Source organism: Sandarakinorhabdus sp. DWP1-3-1 (genome assembly GCF_049896705.1).
GTDB lineage: Bacteria > Pseudomonadota > Alphaproteobacteria > Sphingomonadales > Sphingomonadaceae > Sandarakinorhabdus.
Genome location: NZ_JAFCUV010000001.1, coordinates 1,253,841 through 1,270,811 on the forward strand (window position 1 = coordinate 1,253,841; position 16,971 = coordinate 1,270,811).

General features: G+C 68.6%; 16 protein-coding genes and 1 tRNA gene. 6 read left to right on the plus strand and 11 right to left on the minus strand.

What is annotated here, in order from left to right:
• Positions 1–14 precede the first annotated feature (14 nt).
• A complete protein-coding gene (locus ACP7AI_RS06060) occupies positions 15–491 on the minus strand; it encodes a DUF3429 domain-containing protein (protein ID WP_426165161.1) in 477 nt (158 codons plus the stop codon).
• A 212-nt stretch (positions 492–703) separates the two neighbouring features.
• On the opposite strand from ACP7AI_RS06060, the gene ACP7AI_RS06065 reads away from it, so the two are divergent.
• Positions 704–1,063, plus strand: coding sequence for a hypothetical protein (locus ACP7AI_RS06065; protein ID WP_426165163.1), 360 nt, complete (start codon positions 704–706; stop codon positions 1,061–1,063).
• A 70-nt stretch (positions 1,064–1,133) separates the two neighbouring features.
• Positions 1,134–2,432, plus strand: a complete 1,299-nt coding sequence (locus ACP7AI_RS06070) for a serine hydrolase domain-containing protein (protein WP_426165165.1) — start codon at positions 1,134–1,136, stop codon at positions 2,430–2,432.
• 25 nt (positions 2,433–2,457) lie between these two features.
• Here ACP7AI_RS06070 and ACP7AI_RS06075 read toward each other — a convergent pair whose 3' ends face one another.
• Genes ACP7AI_RS06075 through ACP7AI_RS06085 form a run of 3 tightly spaced genes read right to left on the minus strand, consistent with a single transcriptional unit; the run spans position 2,458 to position 6,586 of the window.
• Positions 2,458–4,170 carry a response regulator gene (locus ACP7AI_RS06075; RefSeq protein ID WP_426165167.1) on the minus strand — a complete coding sequence of 571 codons (1,713 nt, stop codon included), beginning with the start codon at positions 4,168–4,170 and terminating at the stop codon, positions 2,458–2,460.
• Complete coding sequence (locus tag ACP7AI_RS06080; RefSeq protein WP_426165169.1) at positions 4,167–4,694, minus strand: YfiR family protein; 528 nt, start codon at positions 4,692–4,694, stop codon at positions 4,167–4,169. Before ACP7AI_RS06080 ends, ACP7AI_RS06075 begins: the two co-directional genes overlap by 4 nt.
• Positions 4,694–6,586: a TonB-dependent receptor plug domain-containing protein gene (locus ACP7AI_RS06085; protein ID WP_426165171.1), complete on the minus strand. Its 1,893-nt coding sequence runs from the start codon at positions 6,584–6,586 to the stop codon at positions 4,694–4,696. Before ACP7AI_RS06085 ends, ACP7AI_RS06080 begins: the two co-directional genes overlap by 1 nt.
• Positions 6,587–6,720: 134 nt before the next feature.
• Between ACP7AI_RS06085 and hemB the strand changes: the two genes are divergently transcribed.
• Complete coding sequence (hemB, locus tag ACP7AI_RS06090; protein ID WP_426165173.1) at positions 6,721–7,716, plus strand: porphobilinogen synthase; 996 nt, start codon at positions 6,721–6,723, stop codon at positions 7,714–7,716.
• Positions 7,717–7,773: 57 nt separating this feature from the next.
• Here the strand turns inward: hemB and ACP7AI_RS06095 are convergent, their stop codons facing one another.
• Positions 7,774–9,393 (minus strand): FAD-dependent oxidoreductase, encoded by a 1,620-nt coding sequence (locus ACP7AI_RS06095; RefSeq protein ID WP_426165175.1) that lies wholly within the window; start codon positions 9,391–9,393, stop codon positions 7,774–7,776.
• Between the two features lie 62 nt (positions 9,394–9,455).
• Here ACP7AI_RS06095 and argC point away from each other — a divergent pair, with 62 nt between their 5' ends.
• Genes argC through ACP7AI_RS06110 form a run of 3 tightly spaced genes read left to right on the plus strand, consistent with a single transcriptional unit; the run spans position 9,456 to position 11,588 of the window.
• The gene (argC, locus tag ACP7AI_RS06100) at positions 9,456–10,499 is read left to right on the plus strand and encodes an N-acetyl-gamma-glutamyl-phosphate reductase (RefSeq protein ID WP_426165177.1); all 1,044 of its coding nucleotides are present in this window, start codon (positions 9,456–9,458) and stop codon (positions 10,497–10,499) included.
• Positions 10,500–10,518: 19 nt separating this feature from the next.
• Positions 10,519–11,052 carry a GNAT family N-acetyltransferase gene (locus ACP7AI_RS06105; protein WP_426165179.1) on the plus strand — a complete coding sequence of 178 codons (534 nt, stop codon included), beginning with the start codon at positions 10,519–10,521 and terminating at the stop codon, positions 11,050–11,052.
• Complete coding sequence (locus ACP7AI_RS06110) at positions 11,049–11,588, plus strand: gamma carbonic anhydrase family protein (RefSeq protein ID WP_426165181.1); 540 nt, start codon at positions 11,049–11,051, stop codon at positions 11,586–11,588. Before ACP7AI_RS06105 ends, ACP7AI_RS06110 begins: the two co-directional genes overlap by 4 nt.
• 40 nt (positions 11,589–11,628) lie before the next feature.
• Here the strand turns inward: ACP7AI_RS06110 and ACP7AI_RS06115 are convergent, their stop codons facing one another.
• The 6 genes from ACP7AI_RS06115 to prsK all read right to left on the minus strand — a co-directional run bounded on the left by ACP7AI_RS06115 (position 11,629) and on the right by prsK (position 16,849).
• Positions 11,629–12,183 carry a hypothetical protein gene (locus ACP7AI_RS06115; protein WP_426165183.1) on the minus strand — a complete coding sequence of 185 codons (555 nt, stop codon included), beginning with the start codon at positions 12,181–12,183 and terminating at the stop codon, positions 11,629–11,631.
• Positions 12,180–12,479 carry a hypothetical protein gene (locus tag ACP7AI_RS06120; protein WP_426165185.1) on the minus strand — a complete coding sequence of 100 codons (300 nt, stop codon included), beginning with the start codon at positions 12,477–12,479 and terminating at the stop codon, positions 12,180–12,182. Before ACP7AI_RS06120 ends, ACP7AI_RS06115 begins: the two co-directional genes overlap by 4 nt.
• Entirely contained in the window at positions 12,476–13,018 is a 543-nt protein-coding gene (locus ACP7AI_RS06125) for a glycoside hydrolase family 108 protein (RefSeq protein ID WP_426165187.1), read from the minus strand. Before ACP7AI_RS06125 ends, ACP7AI_RS06120 begins: the two co-directional genes overlap by 4 nt.
• 236 nt (positions 13,019–13,254) lie before the next feature.
• A tRNA-Pro gene (locus ACP7AI_RS06130) sits at positions 13,255–13,331 on the minus strand.
• 45 nt (positions 13,332–13,376) lie between these two features.
• Entirely contained in the window at positions 13,377–14,741 is a 1,365-nt protein-coding gene (prsR, locus tag ACP7AI_RS06135) for a PEP-CTERM-box response regulator transcription factor (RefSeq protein ID WP_426165189.1), read from the minus strand.
• Positions 14,738–16,849 carry an XrtA/PEP-CTERM system histidine kinase PrsK gene (prsK, locus tag ACP7AI_RS06140; RefSeq protein WP_426165191.1) on the minus strand — a complete coding sequence of 704 codons (2,112 nt, stop codon included), beginning with the start codon at positions 16,847–16,849 and terminating at the stop codon, positions 14,738–14,740. Before prsK ends, prsR begins: the two co-directional genes overlap by 4 nt.
• Between the last annotated feature and the right edge of the window lie 122 nt (positions 16,850–16,971).

Genomic DNA, 16,971 nt, shown 5'->3' on the forward strand with positions numbered 1-16,971 from the left:
GTCGGCAGTTCACGCTAGATCATCATGGCGTCCGTCGCCCGCGCCGCCTTGGCCATGATCGACGCCATCGCCATCAGGCCGAGCACGGCGCCAAAGGTCAGCCAGCCGCGCAGCCGCGGATACCAGCGCGGCGCGTCGGCCGCCCGCGCATCCCAGATGAAATGCAGCACCAGCAGCGCCGCCATTGCCGACAATTGCACGGCGCGCGGCAGGCCCGGCAGCAACAGCAGCACCAGCCCGGCGATGGTCGGCAGCATCGCCAGCGAGATGGTCAGGAACTGCGGCGCCGGGCGCTGCACCGCCATGCCCCAGCGCGCGCCGCCGAGGAACGACAGGATCAGCGCGGCATAGCCCAGCGCCAGCAGGGCCAGCGGCTCGACATGCGCCGGGGTCGCCAGGCTCAGCAGCGGCGGTGCCAGGAACGGCATCAGCCCCAGCGATCCATAGCCGAGCACCACCCGCGGGATCGCCACCGTGTCACCGCCTGCCATCGTTTGTCACCCTGTTGCCACCCGTCGTTCGCGTTTGCGCCTGTCTGTCGCCGCCGTCGCAGCTTGTCGATGAGACGCTTGCGCGCGGGGTCGATGAGACGCTTGCGCGCGGGGTCGATGAGGCGCTTGCGCGCGGGAGCGGGCCGCAGCGCCATGCGTTACGAAACATCGATGTCGGCCCAAGCACCCCTGCCCCACGGAGATCCAGTGCCATGAACCGCAATACCATCATTGCCCTGCTGGCCGCCGCTGCCCTGTCGGCGTGCGGCGAATCCGCCAGCAAATCGGCCCGCGACAATGCGGCGATGGACGAAACCACGGCAGGCATGCCGGTCACCACCGCACCGCCATCCACCGATCTGCCAACCGCGCCCGCCGTGCCGGGCAACCCCGAGGCGGCGGCTGGCCCGGGCGACCCGTCGGCGGGGACCGTCACGCCGTCCGATGACCCGGCAGCCTACAATGCCGGCGCCGGCAACGCCAATCTCGGCCCCGGCAACGACGGCTCGGCCGGCACCCTGCCGAGCGGCACCGGCAATCAGCTGAACGAGCCGAACCCGCCGCCACGCTGAACCGGCGCGGCCACTGGCCACACAGCCGGCGCGACCCTAGGCTGGCGGCACAGCTGCCCAAGGAACCCCCATGACCGCCACCAGCGCCGTCTTCGCCCAGCATCCCGTCGCCGACACGCACGGCCCGGCGGCGATCGCCGCGGCCGTTGCCACCGACCCGGTCACCCTCGGCTGGATGCAGGGCACGCTGCCGCCCGACGACAAGCTTGTCCGCCTGTCCGACGGCAGCGCCTGGCGTTTCCCGCAACTGCGCTGGAGCTTTTCCAATTTCCAGCAGCTGGTGCCGACGCTGGCCGTGGCGCGCGGCGATGGCCGGGGCCTGCCGTTCCCGATCGCGCTGCGCGGCGACATCGACACGCTGCAGTTCACGCCGCTTGCCGGCAGCGGCTTCGACGGCCCGGTCAGCTGGGCGGATGCGATGCTCGCCAACTTCACCGATGCAATCATGGTCGTCCACCGCGACACCGTCGTCTATGAACGCTATTGGGGCGTGACCGGCCCGACGACGCGCCACCTGCTCGCGTCCGTTTCGAAGAGCTTTGTCGGCACCATCGCCGCCATGCTGATCGCCGATGGCAGCCTCGATGAAGCAGCGACCGTCGGCACCCTGGTCCCCGAACTCGCCGCCAGCGGATTCGGCGATGCGACGCTCCGCCAGGTCCTCGATATGACGACGGCACTGGCCTATTCGGAGGATTACACCAGCCCGACCGCCGACATCGCCCGCCTGGCCAGCGCCAGCGGCCTGGGCGCGGGTGGCGTCGCCGGCGATGAAGGCGGCGTCTGTGCCTATCTGCCGACCATCGCCAAGGCGGGCGAACACGGCGCCGCCTTCACCTACCGCACCTGCAACACCGATGTCCTCGCCTGGATCCTGCGCCGCACCACCGGCAAGCCGCTCGCCGCCCTGGTCAGCGAACTGTTCTGGCAGCCGCTCGGCATGGATCGCGACGCGCTGTATACCGTCGACAGCCGCGGTACCGAATTCGCCGGCGGCGGGCTCAACGCCACGCTGCGCGACATCGCCCGTTTCGGCGAGCTGATGCGGCGCGGCGGCAGCCTCGACGGCAAGCGGCTGGTCGCGCCCGATATCATCGACGACATCCGCCGCGGCGGCGACCCGGAGCGCTTCGCCCCCGCCGGCTATGCGACACTGCCGGGCTGGAGCTATCGCAACCAATGGTGGGTCAGCCATGATGCCCATTGCTGCTTCACGGCGCGCGGCGTGCGCGGCCAGATGATCTGGGTCGATCCCGTCGCCGAAATGACCATCGCCCGCCTCGGCTCGCACCCGCTCGCCGGCAACGGCAATTTCGATGCGACCTCACTGCCGGCCTGGACGGCGGTGGCCGAACTGCTGATGCGCTGATCGCGTTCAACGTCGGGCAGCGCTGCTAGGCGAGGTCCGCGAGCAGCGCCGCCATATCGTCGCGGCGAAACGGCTTGGTCAGCCGCGGCACCGATGTCGGCAGGCCTTCGGTCTCGGCATAGCCCGACACGATCACCACCGGCAGCTGTGGGTGGCTGTCGCGCAGGCGCAGCGCGAGCTCGGCGCCGCTGATGCCCGGCATCAGGTGATCGGTGACGACGACGTCGAACGCTGGCTGCGTCGCGATGATCTCCAGCGCTGCCGCCGCCGATGTCGCCTCGACGGTCCGATAGCCGAGTTCCTGCAGCATGTCGGCGATGCTGGCCCGGACGAGGTCCTCGTCGTCGACGACCAGCGCCGTGCCGGCATTGGCCGCCGGGGGGGCGATCTCGCCGGGCTTGGCGACTACCGCCGGGGTTTCGTCGCTGACGGGCATGTACAGCGAAATCACCGTGCCGCGGCCGGGGGCGCTGTCGATCCGCATCGCGCCGCCCGATTGCAGCATCAGCCCATGGACCATCGACAGGCCGAGGCCGGTGCCCTTGCCGATGCCCTTTGTCGAAAAGAACGGCTCGATGGCGCGGGCCAGGGTGGCCGCGTCCATGCCGCTGCCGGTATCGGCGACATCCAGGCGGACATAGCGGCCCGGCGCCATGTCGTCGCCGGCGGGCCCGGTGACCGCCGCCGTGACCCGCAGGCTGCCGCCCGTCTCCATCGCATCGCGGGCGTTGACCCCCAGGTTGAGGATGGCCATTTCGAGCTGATGCGGGTCGGCGACGACCGGCGGCAGTATCGCCGGCATATCGACGACGACCCTGATCTGCGGCCCGCAGGTGCTGGCCAGCAGGTCGCCAAGGCCGGCCACCAGGTCGCTCAGCTCGATGGCCCGCGCCTGCAGCGGTTGGCGCCTGGCAAAGGCCAGCAGCCGTTGCACGAGCACCCGCGCCCGCTCGGCCGATTGGGCCGCGGCGCCGATCATGCGCTGTTCGCGCTCGGTGCCGATGCCGCGCCGCTGCAGCATGTCGAGGCTGGCCATGATCGGCGTCAGCAGATTGTTGAAATCATGGGCGACACCGCCCGTCAGCTGCCCCATCGCCTCCATCTTCTGCGACTGGACGAGCGCTTCCTCGGCCTTTTGCCGGGTCTCGATCTCTTGCTCCAGGCGCGCATTGGCCTCGGCGATCGAGGCATAGGCGGTGCCGAGCACCACCGTCAGCAGCGAGACCATCAGCACCACCAGCCCGATGCCGAGATAGCGCAGGGCGCGTCGGTCCCAGCTCTCCACGGTCATCCGCAGATAGACCGAGCCGAGCCGCGTCCCCGCCTCGACGACCGGCGCGGTGATGACGACGCTGTTGTCGAGGATGACCGTCGGCGCCAGCCGATTGGGACGCGGCAGCACGGCGCCGGCGCGCGTGAACCCCGCCGCCAGCGTGCCGTCGAGCCGATAGGCGCCCGCGGCGGCGATCATGGGATCGGCGCGCAAGGCATCGACATAATCCTGTGCAGCCCTTGTGTCTTCGAACGCCAGCGGTGCGGCGACGCTGCCGGCCAGGATCCGGACCTGGACGTGCGCCTGTTCCAGCTTGGCCTGCTCCGCCAGTTGCTCGTTGCGCAGTGCCAGGCCCAGGCTGGCCAGCAGCACCAATGCCGCGACCAGCACTGCCGAGCGGGCCGTGATCGGCAGGCGCCGCCCCCAGCCTTCCAGCAAGGGCTGGATGCGCGGTGTCACCGTCATCGGCCGGGCTCCGGCGGCAGCGCCAGCCCGAGCAGTTTCGAGCTGATCGTCAGCCCGCTGGCCTGCACCGCGACGGGATCGATGACAAAGCGCACCCGGCCGTCGCGAACGGCAAAGCGGATCATGGCGCGGGCGCCTTCGCAGGGGTTATCGCAAACCGTCAGCGCCGCCGCCGACGCGGGGACCGGTCCGGCAGACTTGCGGGCGTACAGCAGGTGGCAGCCGGCATCGACGGATGCAGTCCGCCGCACCACGATCGGACGCGGTCCGATCGCCCGGCCGCGCGCCGCATCGTCGATGGCGCTGCCGAACGGGTCCTCCCCGACGATGCAGATCACGAAGGGCGCGTTGGCAGCAACGAATGCCGTTGGAGGCCAGGTGACGAACGGCACGAAGCGGACGAGGAAGTTCGCCTTGACCGCATATTCCAGAGAGGCGCCGGCGGGTGACGCCTCGGCACGGGCCGCGGCCGCGCACGCGGCAAGCAGCAGCGTTGCGGCAAGCCGCTGCACCGACAATGGCATCAGAATTGCCACTGGACTTCGGCAAATACACGCCGCGGCACCAGATTGGCGGGTGCCGGATACTCCTGGTGATAACGATGCAACAGGTTGGCGCCGACCAGCGACAGCCGCAGCCGGTCGCCCAACGGCACGCCGATCCGCGCATCGAATTCGACATAGGACGGCACGCGCGGATCGGGCAGGACACCGACATAGCGCAGGTTGCCGTCGAGGGTCGCCATGCCAAGGGTCATCGACGATCGCAGCGACGCCCGCCATTCGGGATCATTGCCGAGCTGCGCCGGGCCGAGGATCGTCGTCGCGCCGGGCGCGAATGCGACATCCTTGTGGAAATAGCTGAACGACGCCGACAAGCGCCACCACGACGCCGCGGCGTAGTCGCCCCAGGCCTCGACGCCATAGCTTTTGGCCGTCAGGCCGTTGCCCCAGCGCAGCGGCAGGAAGCCGCCCGGGGCAAACTCGATGTTCCGCAGCCGGTCATAATCGTTGTAGAACAGCGATACCGACAGCGACGCCGCCGACCCGATCTGCAACCGCGTCCCGGCTTCATAGGCGGTCAGCCGTTCAGCCTGGAAATCCGGGTTGCCGATGAGAAAGGTCGTCGTTCCCAGCTTTTCGACGACATCGGTATCGAAGGGCGTCGGGGACCGGATGGCGCGCGATACCGCCGCCCAGACGAGGGTCCGGGCGTCTGGCGTCCAGGCGAGCCGGGCGCTCGGCAGCAGCACGGTGCCGGAAAACGGATTGTCCTCGAGCTTGAGGCCGACAACCAGCTTCCAGCGCTCGTCGAGGCGGATACTGTCCTGCACGAAGGCGTTGGCGAGAGTCAGCGTCCGTTCCGACGGCTCGAAGAAGAACGTCGGTGTGCCGCTGATGGCATAGTCGCTGACCCGGATGCCGCCGCCGACGACAATCGCGTGGGATGCCCCCGCGTCGAAGCTTTGCTGGACGTTCAGGTCATAGGTATCGAGAACGAACGGCCCTTGCGCCCGGTCGTAATAGGCCTGCACCTGGCGGACCGATCCCGATGGCGCCGTATGGGTCCAGCGCGCCAGCAGATTGCGTCCCGAAAACTCCTCGTTGGCCGGCGCACGGCCCTGGCTGCCGCTGTAGATGTCGCCCTGCAGCGTCAGCGTTTCGGCGGCCGACGGCGTCCAGTCGAGGCGAAAGCCGCCCTGGACACGGTCCCATTCGTCGCGGGCATCGGCACCGGCAAGCGTCCGCGTCGATTCATTGTCCAGCGCGGTGGCATAGACGCGATACGTCAGCGCATCGCCCAGGCGACCGCCGAAGCGCGCGGCGATATTGCGATCGAAATTGCCCGCGCTGGCGGTGATGACGCCGCCCTGGGTCTGTGCCGCGCCGCGCGTGATGATGTTGATGACGCCGTTGACGGCGTTGGCACCCCACAAGGCCGCGCCGGGTCCGCTGATAACCTCGATCCGGTCGATGTCCTGCGGCATGACCGCCTGCATCTCCCAGTACACGCCCGAGAACAGCGGCGTGTAGACGCTGCGGCCGTCGATCAGCACCAGCAGCTTGTTGGAATAGCTTTGCGCTTCGTTGTTGCCGTTGAAGCCGCGGGCGGTGATCACATAACGGCTGGCGCTGGTCTGGGCGACGTGGAGGTTGGGGGCCAGGCGCAGCATCTCCGGAACGGTCAGCGCACCCGACCGCTCGATGTCGGCGCGGGTTATGACATAGATCGCCGCCGGTGCAGCGTTCAGCGGCTGGTCGGTCTTGCTGACCGAGGACACGTCGACCTGCAGCAGTTCCTCGATCGACAATTGCGGCAGGTCACTCGCCGGTCGCACGCGCGCAAGCGCCGGGCAGGCGGCGATCAGCGCAGTGGCCACGGTCACCCCCGCCGGCCGCCACCATGCCTTGGTCATTGAACGCTTGCCCCGTTGTTCTTGTTGTTTTGCGACGCTGATTCCCTGAGAAACGTCGCGTTTTCGGTACGGTTCCCGCAGGCTGGCGCGGCGTGCAATCGACAAGCCTGCCGCCGCGCGCTAACGCCCGGGGCATGAGCCAGCCCGCCTTTCCCGCCACCCGCCTCCGCCGCACCCGCTCCGCACCCTGGAGCCGGATGCTCCATGCCGAAAACACGCTGTCGCCGGCGGACCTGATCTGGCCGATCTTCGTGACCGAAGGCCGCGGCGTCACCGATCCGGTCAAGGCGCTGCCGGGGGTCAGCCGGCTGTCGGTCGACAACCTCGCTGCGGCGGCGCGCGAGGCGGTGGCGCTCGGTATCCCCTGCGTCGCGCTGTTCCCAAACACGCAGGGGCATCTGCGCACGGAAGACGGCAAGGAAGCGCTCAACCCCGACAATCTCGTCTGCCAGGCGATCAAGGCGCTGAAGGACGCGGCGCCCGGCCTCGGCGTGCTGACCGACGTGGCGCTCGACCCCTATACCAGCCACGGGCACGACGGCCTGATGCACGACGATGGCCGCATCCTCAACGATGCGACGGTGGAGGTGCTTGTCGGGCAGGCGCTCAACCAGGCGCGGGCCGGCTGCGACGTCATCGCGCCATCCGACATGATGGACGGCCGCATCGCCGCGATCCGCGCCGGCCTTGAAGGCGAAGGCTTCGACCTCGTCCAGATCATGGCCTATTCGGCGAAATATGCTTCGGCCTTCTACGGCCCGTTCCGCGATGCGGTCGGCTCCGGCGGCTATCTGAAAGGCGACAAGAAGACCTACCAGATGGACAGCGCCAACAGCCGCGAGGCCATCCGCGAAGTCGCGCTCGACATCGCCGAGGGTGCCGACAGCGTCATGGTCAAGCCCGGCATGCCGTACCTCGACATCATCCGCATGGTCCGCGACCGCTTCGACGTGCCGGTGTTCGCCTATCAGGTCAGCGGCGAATATGCGCTGATCGAGGCGGCGGTCGCGGCCGGCGTGCTGGAACGCGACCGGGCGGTGCTGGAGACACTTCTGGGCTTCAAGCGCGCTGGCTGCTCTGGGGTGCTGACCTACTATGCCCCCTTGGCGGCGCGGCTGCTGAACCGATAGAACCGATACTTCAATGTCACCCCGGCGAAGACCGGGGTGACATTTTCCACTCGACCCTCACTCCCCGTTCACGAACTCCCACACCTTCGAAATCACCACCGAGCCCTCCCCCACCGACGACGCCACCCGCTTGACCGAACCCGCCCGCACGTCCCCGACCGCAAAGATCCCCGGTTGCGACGTCGCATAGGGCGAATCCACCCCGGCGCCCGCCCCGGTCAGCACGAAGCCGCCCTTGTCGAGCGCTGCCAGCCCCGACATCCAGCCGGTGTTCGGCGCGGCACCCACCATGATGAACAGCGCCCGCGACGCCACTTCGCGGCTCTCCCCCGTCGCCGCGTTGCGGATCGTCACCCCCTCCAGATGGTCGTCGCCGTGCAGCGCCGTCACCTCGGCACCATATTCGATGGTGATGCCCGGGTCGGCCTCCAGCCGGCTCGACAGATAACTCGACATCGATGCCGCCAGCGAAGTCCCGCGCACCAGCAACCGCACGCATCGCGCCGACCGGCTGAGGTACATCGCCGCCTGACCCGCCGAATTGCCGCCGCCGATGATGATCACCTCGGTGCCCTTGCAGTACCGCGCCTCGATCTCGGTCGCGGCATAATAGACCCCGGCGCCTTCGAATGCTTCCAGCCGCTCGATCGGCAGCCGCCGGTACTGCACGCCGGTCGCCGCCACCACCGCCCGGCCGCGCACCCGCTGGCCGCATTCGAACGTCGCGCAGAAATCGCCGTCGTCGAGCCGGTCGAGCCGGTCCACCCGCCGCGGCAGGGCAAAGCGCGTGCCGAACTTCAACGCCTGGACTTCCCCCCGCCACACCAGGTCGGCGCCCGAGATGCCGGTCGGAAAGCCCATGTAATTCTCGATCCGGCTCGACGTGCCGGCCTGGCCGCCGACCGCCGCATCCTCGATGACCAGCGCGCGCAGGCCCTCGGCGCCGGCATAGACCCCCGCCGCCACCCCTGCCGGCCCGCCGCCGACGATCAGCACGTCGAACGCCTCGTCATCGTGCAGGTCGCGGTTCAACCCCAGCAGCCGCGCCACCTTGGCCGGCGTCGGCTCGGTCACCACGGTATCGCGGCCGAATATCACCGCCGGCACATCCGCCGACACCTGGCAGCTGGTCGCCGTCTCCTGCGCCTCCGGGCTGCCCAGGGCGAGCGACCGATAGGGGATCTTGTTGCGGCTGGCGAAGACGGCGACCTGCCGGACATTGCGATCCTCCGCCTCGCCGATCAGCACCAGGCTGCCGTCGCCGGCATCGAGCTGTCGCCGCCGCCGCGCCGCGAACACGGTGATCACGATGTCCGACATTTCGGGGATCTGCGACATCAAAGTCAGCATCGCCGCGCGGGGCACCGCGATCACCCGCGTCGGCGCCGCGGTGCGCATCGACAGCGACCAGCTGCCGCCGTCCAGAAACGCGATTTCGCCGAGGAACTGCGTCGGCCCGATCGTCGATGGCACCAGGCGCTCATTGGTGAATGGATTGACGACCTCGACCTCGCCGGCCTCGACATAGACGAAGTGGTCGAACGGATCGCCCGGCTTCGACAGCATCGTGCCGGCCGGATAGTCGATGACACGGCCCGCCGCGCGCAACGCCGCGACATGCGAATCCGCCAGCGGCGTGCGCTGCATCTGCGCCAGGTCCGCACCAATCGTTTCCAAGGTCCATCCCTTCGTTCGTTCGCCAGTTGAACCGACTGCCCGCATCCCTTAACGCGGACGGCATGGGCAACACCATCCGCATCGCCGTGCTCGGCGCCTCCGGCTATACCGGCGCCGACCTGGTGCGACTGGCGCTGACCCATCCGCGGGCGGAGATCGTGGCGCTGTCGGCCAATTCCAAGGCCGGGCAGACAATGGCCGAGGTCTGGCCGCATCTGGCCATGTATCCGGCCCTGCCGCGGCTGGTGACCAGCGAGAGCATCGACTTCACCGGTATCGATGCCGTTTTCGGCTGCCTGCCGCACGCCGCCTCGGCCCAGCTGCTGGGCACCCTGTCCGGCCCCCGCATCATCGACCTGTCGGCGGATTTCCGGCTGAAGGACGCCGCAACCTATGCCGACTGGTACGGCAACGCCCACCCGGCTCCGGACCTGCTGCCGCAAGCCGTCTATGGCCTGACCGAATTCGCCCGCGCCGATCTGCCCACCGCGCGCCTCGTCGCCTGCCCCGGCTGCTACCCGACCGCGGTGCTGCTGGCGCTGCAGCCGCTGCTGGCCGAAGCCGTCATCGGCGCCGAACGCATCACCATCAACGCGCTGTCGGGCGTCTCCGGCGCCGGCCGCGGCGTCAAGGAAGTCAATCTGTTTCCCGAAGTCGCCGAAGCCGTCCATCCCTATGGCATCGGCCGCCACCGCCACATGCCGGAAATCGAACAGCAGCTGGCGGGCGTTGCCGGCATGCCGGTCACCATCAGCTTCACCCCGCACCTTGTCCCGATGAACCGCGGTGAACTCGTCACCTGCATCGTCGAGCTCGCCGCCGGCAAGGCGATCGCCGACCTGCGCCACGTGCTCGCCGAGGCCTATGCCATCGAGCCCTTCGTCCACCTGCTGCCCGAAGGCGTCGCGCCCGCCACCCGCATGGTCCGCGGCTCCAACCACGCCGTCGTCAACGTCTTCGCCGATCGCGTCCCCGGCCGCGCCATCGTCATCGCCGCCATCGACAATCTGGTGAAGGGATCGTCCGGCCAGGCCATCCAGAACATGAACGCCATGTTCGGCCTGCCCGAAACGCTGGGGCTCGAAGCGGCGCCGCTTTTTCCGTGAGCGCAGCGAACCCCGAGGGATGATCGAGACGCCGCGCCTGTTCATCCGCGACTGGCGCGACAGCGACCGCGAGCCCTTTGCCGCGATGAACGCCGACCCGGCGGTGCGCGAGCATCTGGGGCCAACCCAGACCCGCGCCGAAACCGATGCCGTCATCGACCGGCTGGTCGCCGTTGCCGCCGACCACGGCCACACCTTCTGGGCGCTCGAACGCCGCGACGACGCCCGCTTCCTGGGCTTCTGCGGCCTCAAGATCGCGCCGGAGAACATCCCCGGCATCGAAGGTGCCATCGAGATCGGCTGGCGCCTGGCCCGCGACGCCTGGGGCGCCGGCTATGCCCGCGAGGCCGCCGCCGCCTGCCTCGACTGGGGATTCGCCAACCTGTTCGACGACCGCATCATCGCGATCACGACGCCCGCCAACACGCGCAGCTGGGGGCTGATGCTGCGCCTCGGCATGGTCCGCCGTCACGACCTCGATTTCGCCCATCCCGCGCTCGCCGCCGACGACCCGCTGTCGGCGCACGTCACCTATGAAAGGGCCAGGCCATGACGTCCTACCCGTTCGGGGACACCCGCCCCAGCATCGCGGACACAGCATTCGTCGCCCCCGGCGCCCGCATCATCGGCAATGTCACCATCGGGGAGGACTCTTCGATCTGGTACAACTGCGTCCTCCGCGGCGATGTGGAGGCCATCATCATCGGCGCCCGCAGCAACATCCAGGACGGCAGCGTCATCCATGTCAGCGGCGCCTATGACGGCAGCAGCGGCCCCACCATCATCGGCGATGACGTGCTGGTCGGCCACCTCGTCATGCTCCATGCCTGCACGATCGAAAACCACGGCTTCATCGGCATGGGGGCGATCGTCATGGACGCCTGCGTGGTGCAGGAAGGCGGCATGCTCGCCGCCGGCGCAATGCTGACGCCCGGGAAGACCATCGGCCGCGGCGAGCTCTGGGCCGGGCGTCCGGCGAAATTCCTCAGGATGCTGACCGAGGCGGAGGTCGCCCGCAACCGCTACGGCGCCAGCGGCTATGTGCGGCTGGCAAAGATGCACAAGGGCGAAGGCTCCCCTCCCCTCTAAGGGAGGGGCTGGGGGTGGGTGTGTGCGGCAGCGGCCCCCCTCACTCCGGCCACGTCGCAGCCTGGGCCGTTGCCCACGCAATCCACGCGTCGTCCTTGGCTATCGCCGCGTCGGCGGCCTGCGCGGCGGCTGCGGCAGTGTCGAAAGATACCCACCCGCCGGCCGCGCAAGCGGCGTCGTCAACGCCGGCGGCGGCGCCGGAAACGGCAGCTGTCGCATCACCGCCGGGGCCACCGCGATCGGCGCGGGCCGCGGCCCAGCGCAGCCGGAGATCAGCATAGCGGCGAGCCAAGTCATCGTTCTGGGCGACAAGCGCATCGGTGGTGCCTTTCGAAATGCGGGACTGGCGGCCGGCGAGCGCGGCGGCGAGGCGGTCCTGGGCGGCAGCGGCGGCGCTCGCGGCCTCGGCCACCCGGCGGCGATCGGCCAGCGCCTGTTCGGCGGCGCCCTGCCGATAGGCGCCGGCCAGCCGGTGATTGTGCCAGGCCAGCGCCAGCAGCAGCACCGCGGCGCCGGCCAGCGCCAGCCGCAGCCAGTGCGGCACGCGGCCGAGCAGGCCCGGCAGCGCGCCGAACAGCGTCGTGATCGCCGTCACTGGCCATGCCCCTCGCCGGAGGACGCCGAAAAATCGGCGCCCATGAAGCGCGCCGAAACCTGGCGCAGGGCGACCGTCATGCTGAGCCCGGTGAGCACCAGCCCGAGCAGGCCGAGCACCGCATAAAGCGCGCCGCCGACGATGCGCAGTCGCGCCGCCGCCAGCGCCGTCGGCCAGGGCGCGTGCAGCACGTTCCACACCAGCCACACCGACACCGCGGTCAGCGCCAGCCCGGCGCCGGCAAAGACCAGCGCCAGTACCGTGCGCCGCCAGTTGGGATCGAGGTTCAGTGTCATGCGACGCGGTTCGCCAGCCAGCCGAAGACGAAGCTTTCATTGGCGGCACGGCCTTCGGCGAGTTCGATATAGCGGGCACCCTGCAGGGCGTTGAGCGCCTTCAGCAACGCCGTCTCGCCGCGAATACCGCGAAGCGCCAGCAGCCGGCGCAGCGCATCGAGCGTCGCCGGGCCGATGGCGCGATCGACGGCGATATCGGCCCAGTCACGGCCCTGGCGGTTGAGGACGTTAAGGCTGCGCTGCAGAAAGCCGCTGGCGACCGCCGGCCCCATATTGACGCCGGTATCGAACAGTTCCGCCGCGACCCCGGCACTGATCGCGCCGACCACGTCGAAGCGCGGGCCGGTCCAGTAGCGGCGGCGGTAGATGGTCAGCGCCAGTTCCCGCGGCAGGTCGCGCATCGAACCCGTCCAGCCGGCGGCGCGGGCAACCGTTTCGGTTATGCCGAAATTGGTGACGCCGCCACGATCGTCGCGATGGTCGACATAGCCGCCCTCCTTGGCGAGCAGGTCGTCGAGCAGGTCATCGATGGTCGCCATATCACCGCCTTGACATCTAATTGCTGGCGGTTTATTACCTGTCTGGTTCATTTTTGTCAAGCGCGAAGTGATGCAAGTCGTTGTAGGAGTTGGCGAATTCCTACAACATGGCAGCTGGGACATAGCCGTCAATGGTGTAGCTTTAGTGTAGCCTTAAAATTACAACGTTGAAATCGCGCAGCTTCTCGAGGCGCGAGAAACGCTTGCAAACCACGATGTCCGCTCTGGGGGAAGGCTGGTCGGAGCGACAGGATTCGAACCTGCGACCCCTTGACCCCCAGTCAAGTGCGCTACCAGGCTGCGCCACGCTCCGACCGAAGGGCGCGCTTAGGCGGTTCCGGCAGGCGATGCAAGCAGCTCAGGCCGATTCCAGCCCATATTGCTTGATGAGGTCATACAGCGTCGGCCGGCTGACCCCCAGGATCTTGGCGGCGTGCGACATGTTGTTGTCGGTCCGCGCCAGTGCGCGCCGGATGGCGACGCGATCCGCCGCCTCGCGCACCGACTTCAGCGCCAGCGCCGCCTCGTTGGACGGGTCGCCCAAATCGAGGTCGGCCGCCGTCAACCGGGGCGATTCGGCCATGATGACCGCCCGCTTCATGCGGTTTTCGAGCTCGCGGACGTTGCCCGGCCAATGCCAGTCACTGATCGCAGCGATGGCATCGGGCATCAGGCCCTTGAAGTTGCGGCCGTTCTCGCGCGAAAACTTGGCGAGGAAATGATGCGCCAGCAGCACCGCATCGCCATGCCGTTCGGCCAGCGACGGGATGCGGACGACGATTTCCGCCAGCCGGTAGAACAGGTCCTCGCGAAACCGCCCGGCAGCGATCATGTTGTCGAGGTCCTGGTGGGTGGCGCAGACGATCCGCACATCGACCGGGATCGACTTGCGCCCGCCGATCCGCTCGATGACGCGTTCCTGCAGGAATCGCAGCAGCTTGACCTGCAACGGCAGCGGGATATCGCCGACCTCGTCGAGGAACAGCGTGCCGCCCTCGGCCAGCTCGATCTTGCCCTCCTGGGTCTTCACCGCGCCGGTGAAGGCGCCGCGCTCATAGCCGAACAGCTCCGATTCCAGCAGGTTCTCGGGGATGGCGGCGCAGTTGATGGCGACGAACGGCTTGCCCGCCCGCATCGAGGCATTGTGCAGACCGCGGGCCAGCAACTCCTTGCCGGTGCCGCTGGCGCCGAGCAGCATCACCGACACTTGGGCGCTGGCGACCCGCTCGATCATCCGCGCCACCTTCAGCATCTCGGGCGCGCCGGTGATGATGCCGCCGAGCACATCGCCGGTCGCCGCCTGTACCGAATCGGCAAGCCGGCGGTTCTCGGCCTCAAGGTCGGCGACATGGAAGGCGCGGCGGACGATCATGCCGAGCTCGTCGATATCGACGGGTTTCTGATAGAAATCAAAGGCTCCCGATGCGATCGCGCGCCGCGCGCTCTCGCGCGCACCGTGCCCCGAGGCGACGATGACCTTGGTCGCCGGCCGCGCCCGCAGGATCTCGTCGAGCGTCGCAAAGCCTTCGGACACACCGTCGGGGTCGGGCGGCAGGCCCAGGTCGAGCGTCACCACCGCGGGCTGATGAATCCGCAGCGCGTCCATCGCCGCCTCGCGGCTGCCGGCGATGATGACCTCGTAATCCTCATAGGACCAGCGCAGCTGGCGCTGCAGGCCCTCGTCGTCCTCGACGACGAGCAGTTTGCGCAAGGCTGTCGTCATTGCGCGGCAACCTGGTGGGCGGCCGTCGCCAGCCGGGGCAGCACGATGGTGAAGGTCGTCCCCTCGTCCTCGCGGCTGACGACATCGAGCCGGCCGCCATGGACGCGCACGATCTCGCGCGCCTCATAGGCGCCGATGCCGAAACCGCCGCTTTTCGTCGACCGGAACGGCTGGAACAGTTCCTCGCGGATGAAACGGGACGACATGCCGCGACCACGATCGGCGATGCGGATCACCACCTCTCCGGCATCGCTGCCAGCGGTGACGGCGATCGGCGCATCGGGCGTGGAGGCATCGATGGCATTTTGGACAAGGTGAAGAAACAATTGCTCAATCTGCCCCGTATCGCCGGCAATGACCGGCACCGTGCCGCTATCGTCCGGGGTGACTGCCAGTGTCAACGGCGCGTGTGCGTGGCGCTTGACGGTAATTGCCTGGTCGAGCACGGCCAGGATGTCGACGGGGTCGCGATGCGGCTCGCTGCGCCCGCTCGGCCGCTGCGACAGGCGCGCCAGCATATCGTTCATCTTGCCGACCGAGCTTTGCAGCGTCGCGACCATGTCGGCACGGAACGCCGGGTTGTCGGCATGGCGCTCGGCATTGCGCGCCACCAGCGACAATTGACTCACCAGATTCTTGATATCGTGCATGATGAAGGCAAAGCGCCGGTTGAACTCGTCGAACTTGGCGGCGTCGTCCAGGGCCATCTGGGTCGATGATTCGGCGATATAGCTCGCCGCCTGCCGGCCCAGCGTGCGCAGCAGGTCATAGTCCTCCCAGTTGAGCGTCCGCGGCGCGACCGTTCGTTCGAGCACCAGGAAGCCAGTGAAGCTGTCGAGATGGACCAGCGGCACACCCAGCCAGACCCGCGGGTTGGCGATCACCCAGGCCGGCAGCGCGACATCGTCGCCGATGCCGGCGCGCAGCTCGTCGAAGGCGATGATCCGCTGACCGCCTTCGAGGTCGGCGGCAAAGCCGCTGCCGCGCGGGATCGGCTCCGCCGCCATGGTGCGATTGTTCCATTCGGCGATGGGTTGCAGCACCTCGCCATCGGGGACGAACAACAGCCCGCCCGGCGAATCGAGCACGGCGCACACCGCCTGGATGACACGCTCGTGGAGGCCGCCGGCGCCGTTGTTGCGGCCGCCCTGGGTCCGCGACACGGTGGCGATGAAACGCAGCCATTCGACCCGGTAATCATAGCGATAGGCAAAGAAGTTCTTGGCGATCTGGACCCTGAGCGCCGCCCGGAACCGCGGCGAGAACAGCACCACGAGGCCGAGGATGACGGTCGCGAACAGGAAGCTGATCTGCAGCAGCAGGCCCCAGTTGCCGCCGACCAGCCTCAGGCCATAGGCCAGCAGCGCCATGGCGATCAGGTAGAAACCGATCATCGAGAACGACAGGGTGTGGAACACCACCTGCCGCGACACCTGGACCCGCGCCACCCAGGCCTCGCGCGTCGACAGCAGCAGCAGCGGCACGGTGATGGTGTCGACGGCGCCGCGGATGTTGAACAGATCCGACGACGGCGGCGGCAGCAGGAAGGCAAGGGTGTAGAAATTGAGGTCGTAGATGAAGAACCCGGCCAGCCCGATGGCGAGCAGCCGCACGCCGCCGCGCCCGGTCGGATCGGTGTTGACGTAGAGGTTGTGGACCAACACCAGCCCGGTTACCGCCACGGTCAGCCGCAGGATCAGGAACAGCTGGCTGAGGATCGATCGATCGCCGCTGAGCGCTGCCTCGGTGGCGCCGCGCAGGTCCAGCACCAGCTGCAACGCGACGACGAAACCGACGGCGCCGGCGATGACGAACGACGATCGTGACCGGTCATCGAGCCGCCAGGTCGGGCGCAGCACGGCAATCAGGAAGGCGATCCAGGCGGCCGACCGCAATGTCCCCGCCGGCGTCAGCCAGAAGCCATAGGCATAGGGATTGGTAGCGGCGGCGACGAACGCGACGCCCCACAGCGCCGTGGTGATGGCGGCAACGGCCAGCCAGCCGGCGAACGGGCTGCGGTCCCGGCGCCACAGCGCCGCGACGGCCAGCGCCGAAAAGCCGACGGCCGCGATCAGGTGGCTGAACAGGCCGACATCCGTCAACAGCATGTCGTCGTCCCGCCTCCCTGCTGTGCCCCCGCCACGCCAGCGCGGCGGCCATGGTAGCGGCACCGGCCGGAGTTCGCTAGGGCAGCGCGACCGGCAGCCCCCAGCCGGTGGAGACCCCGATG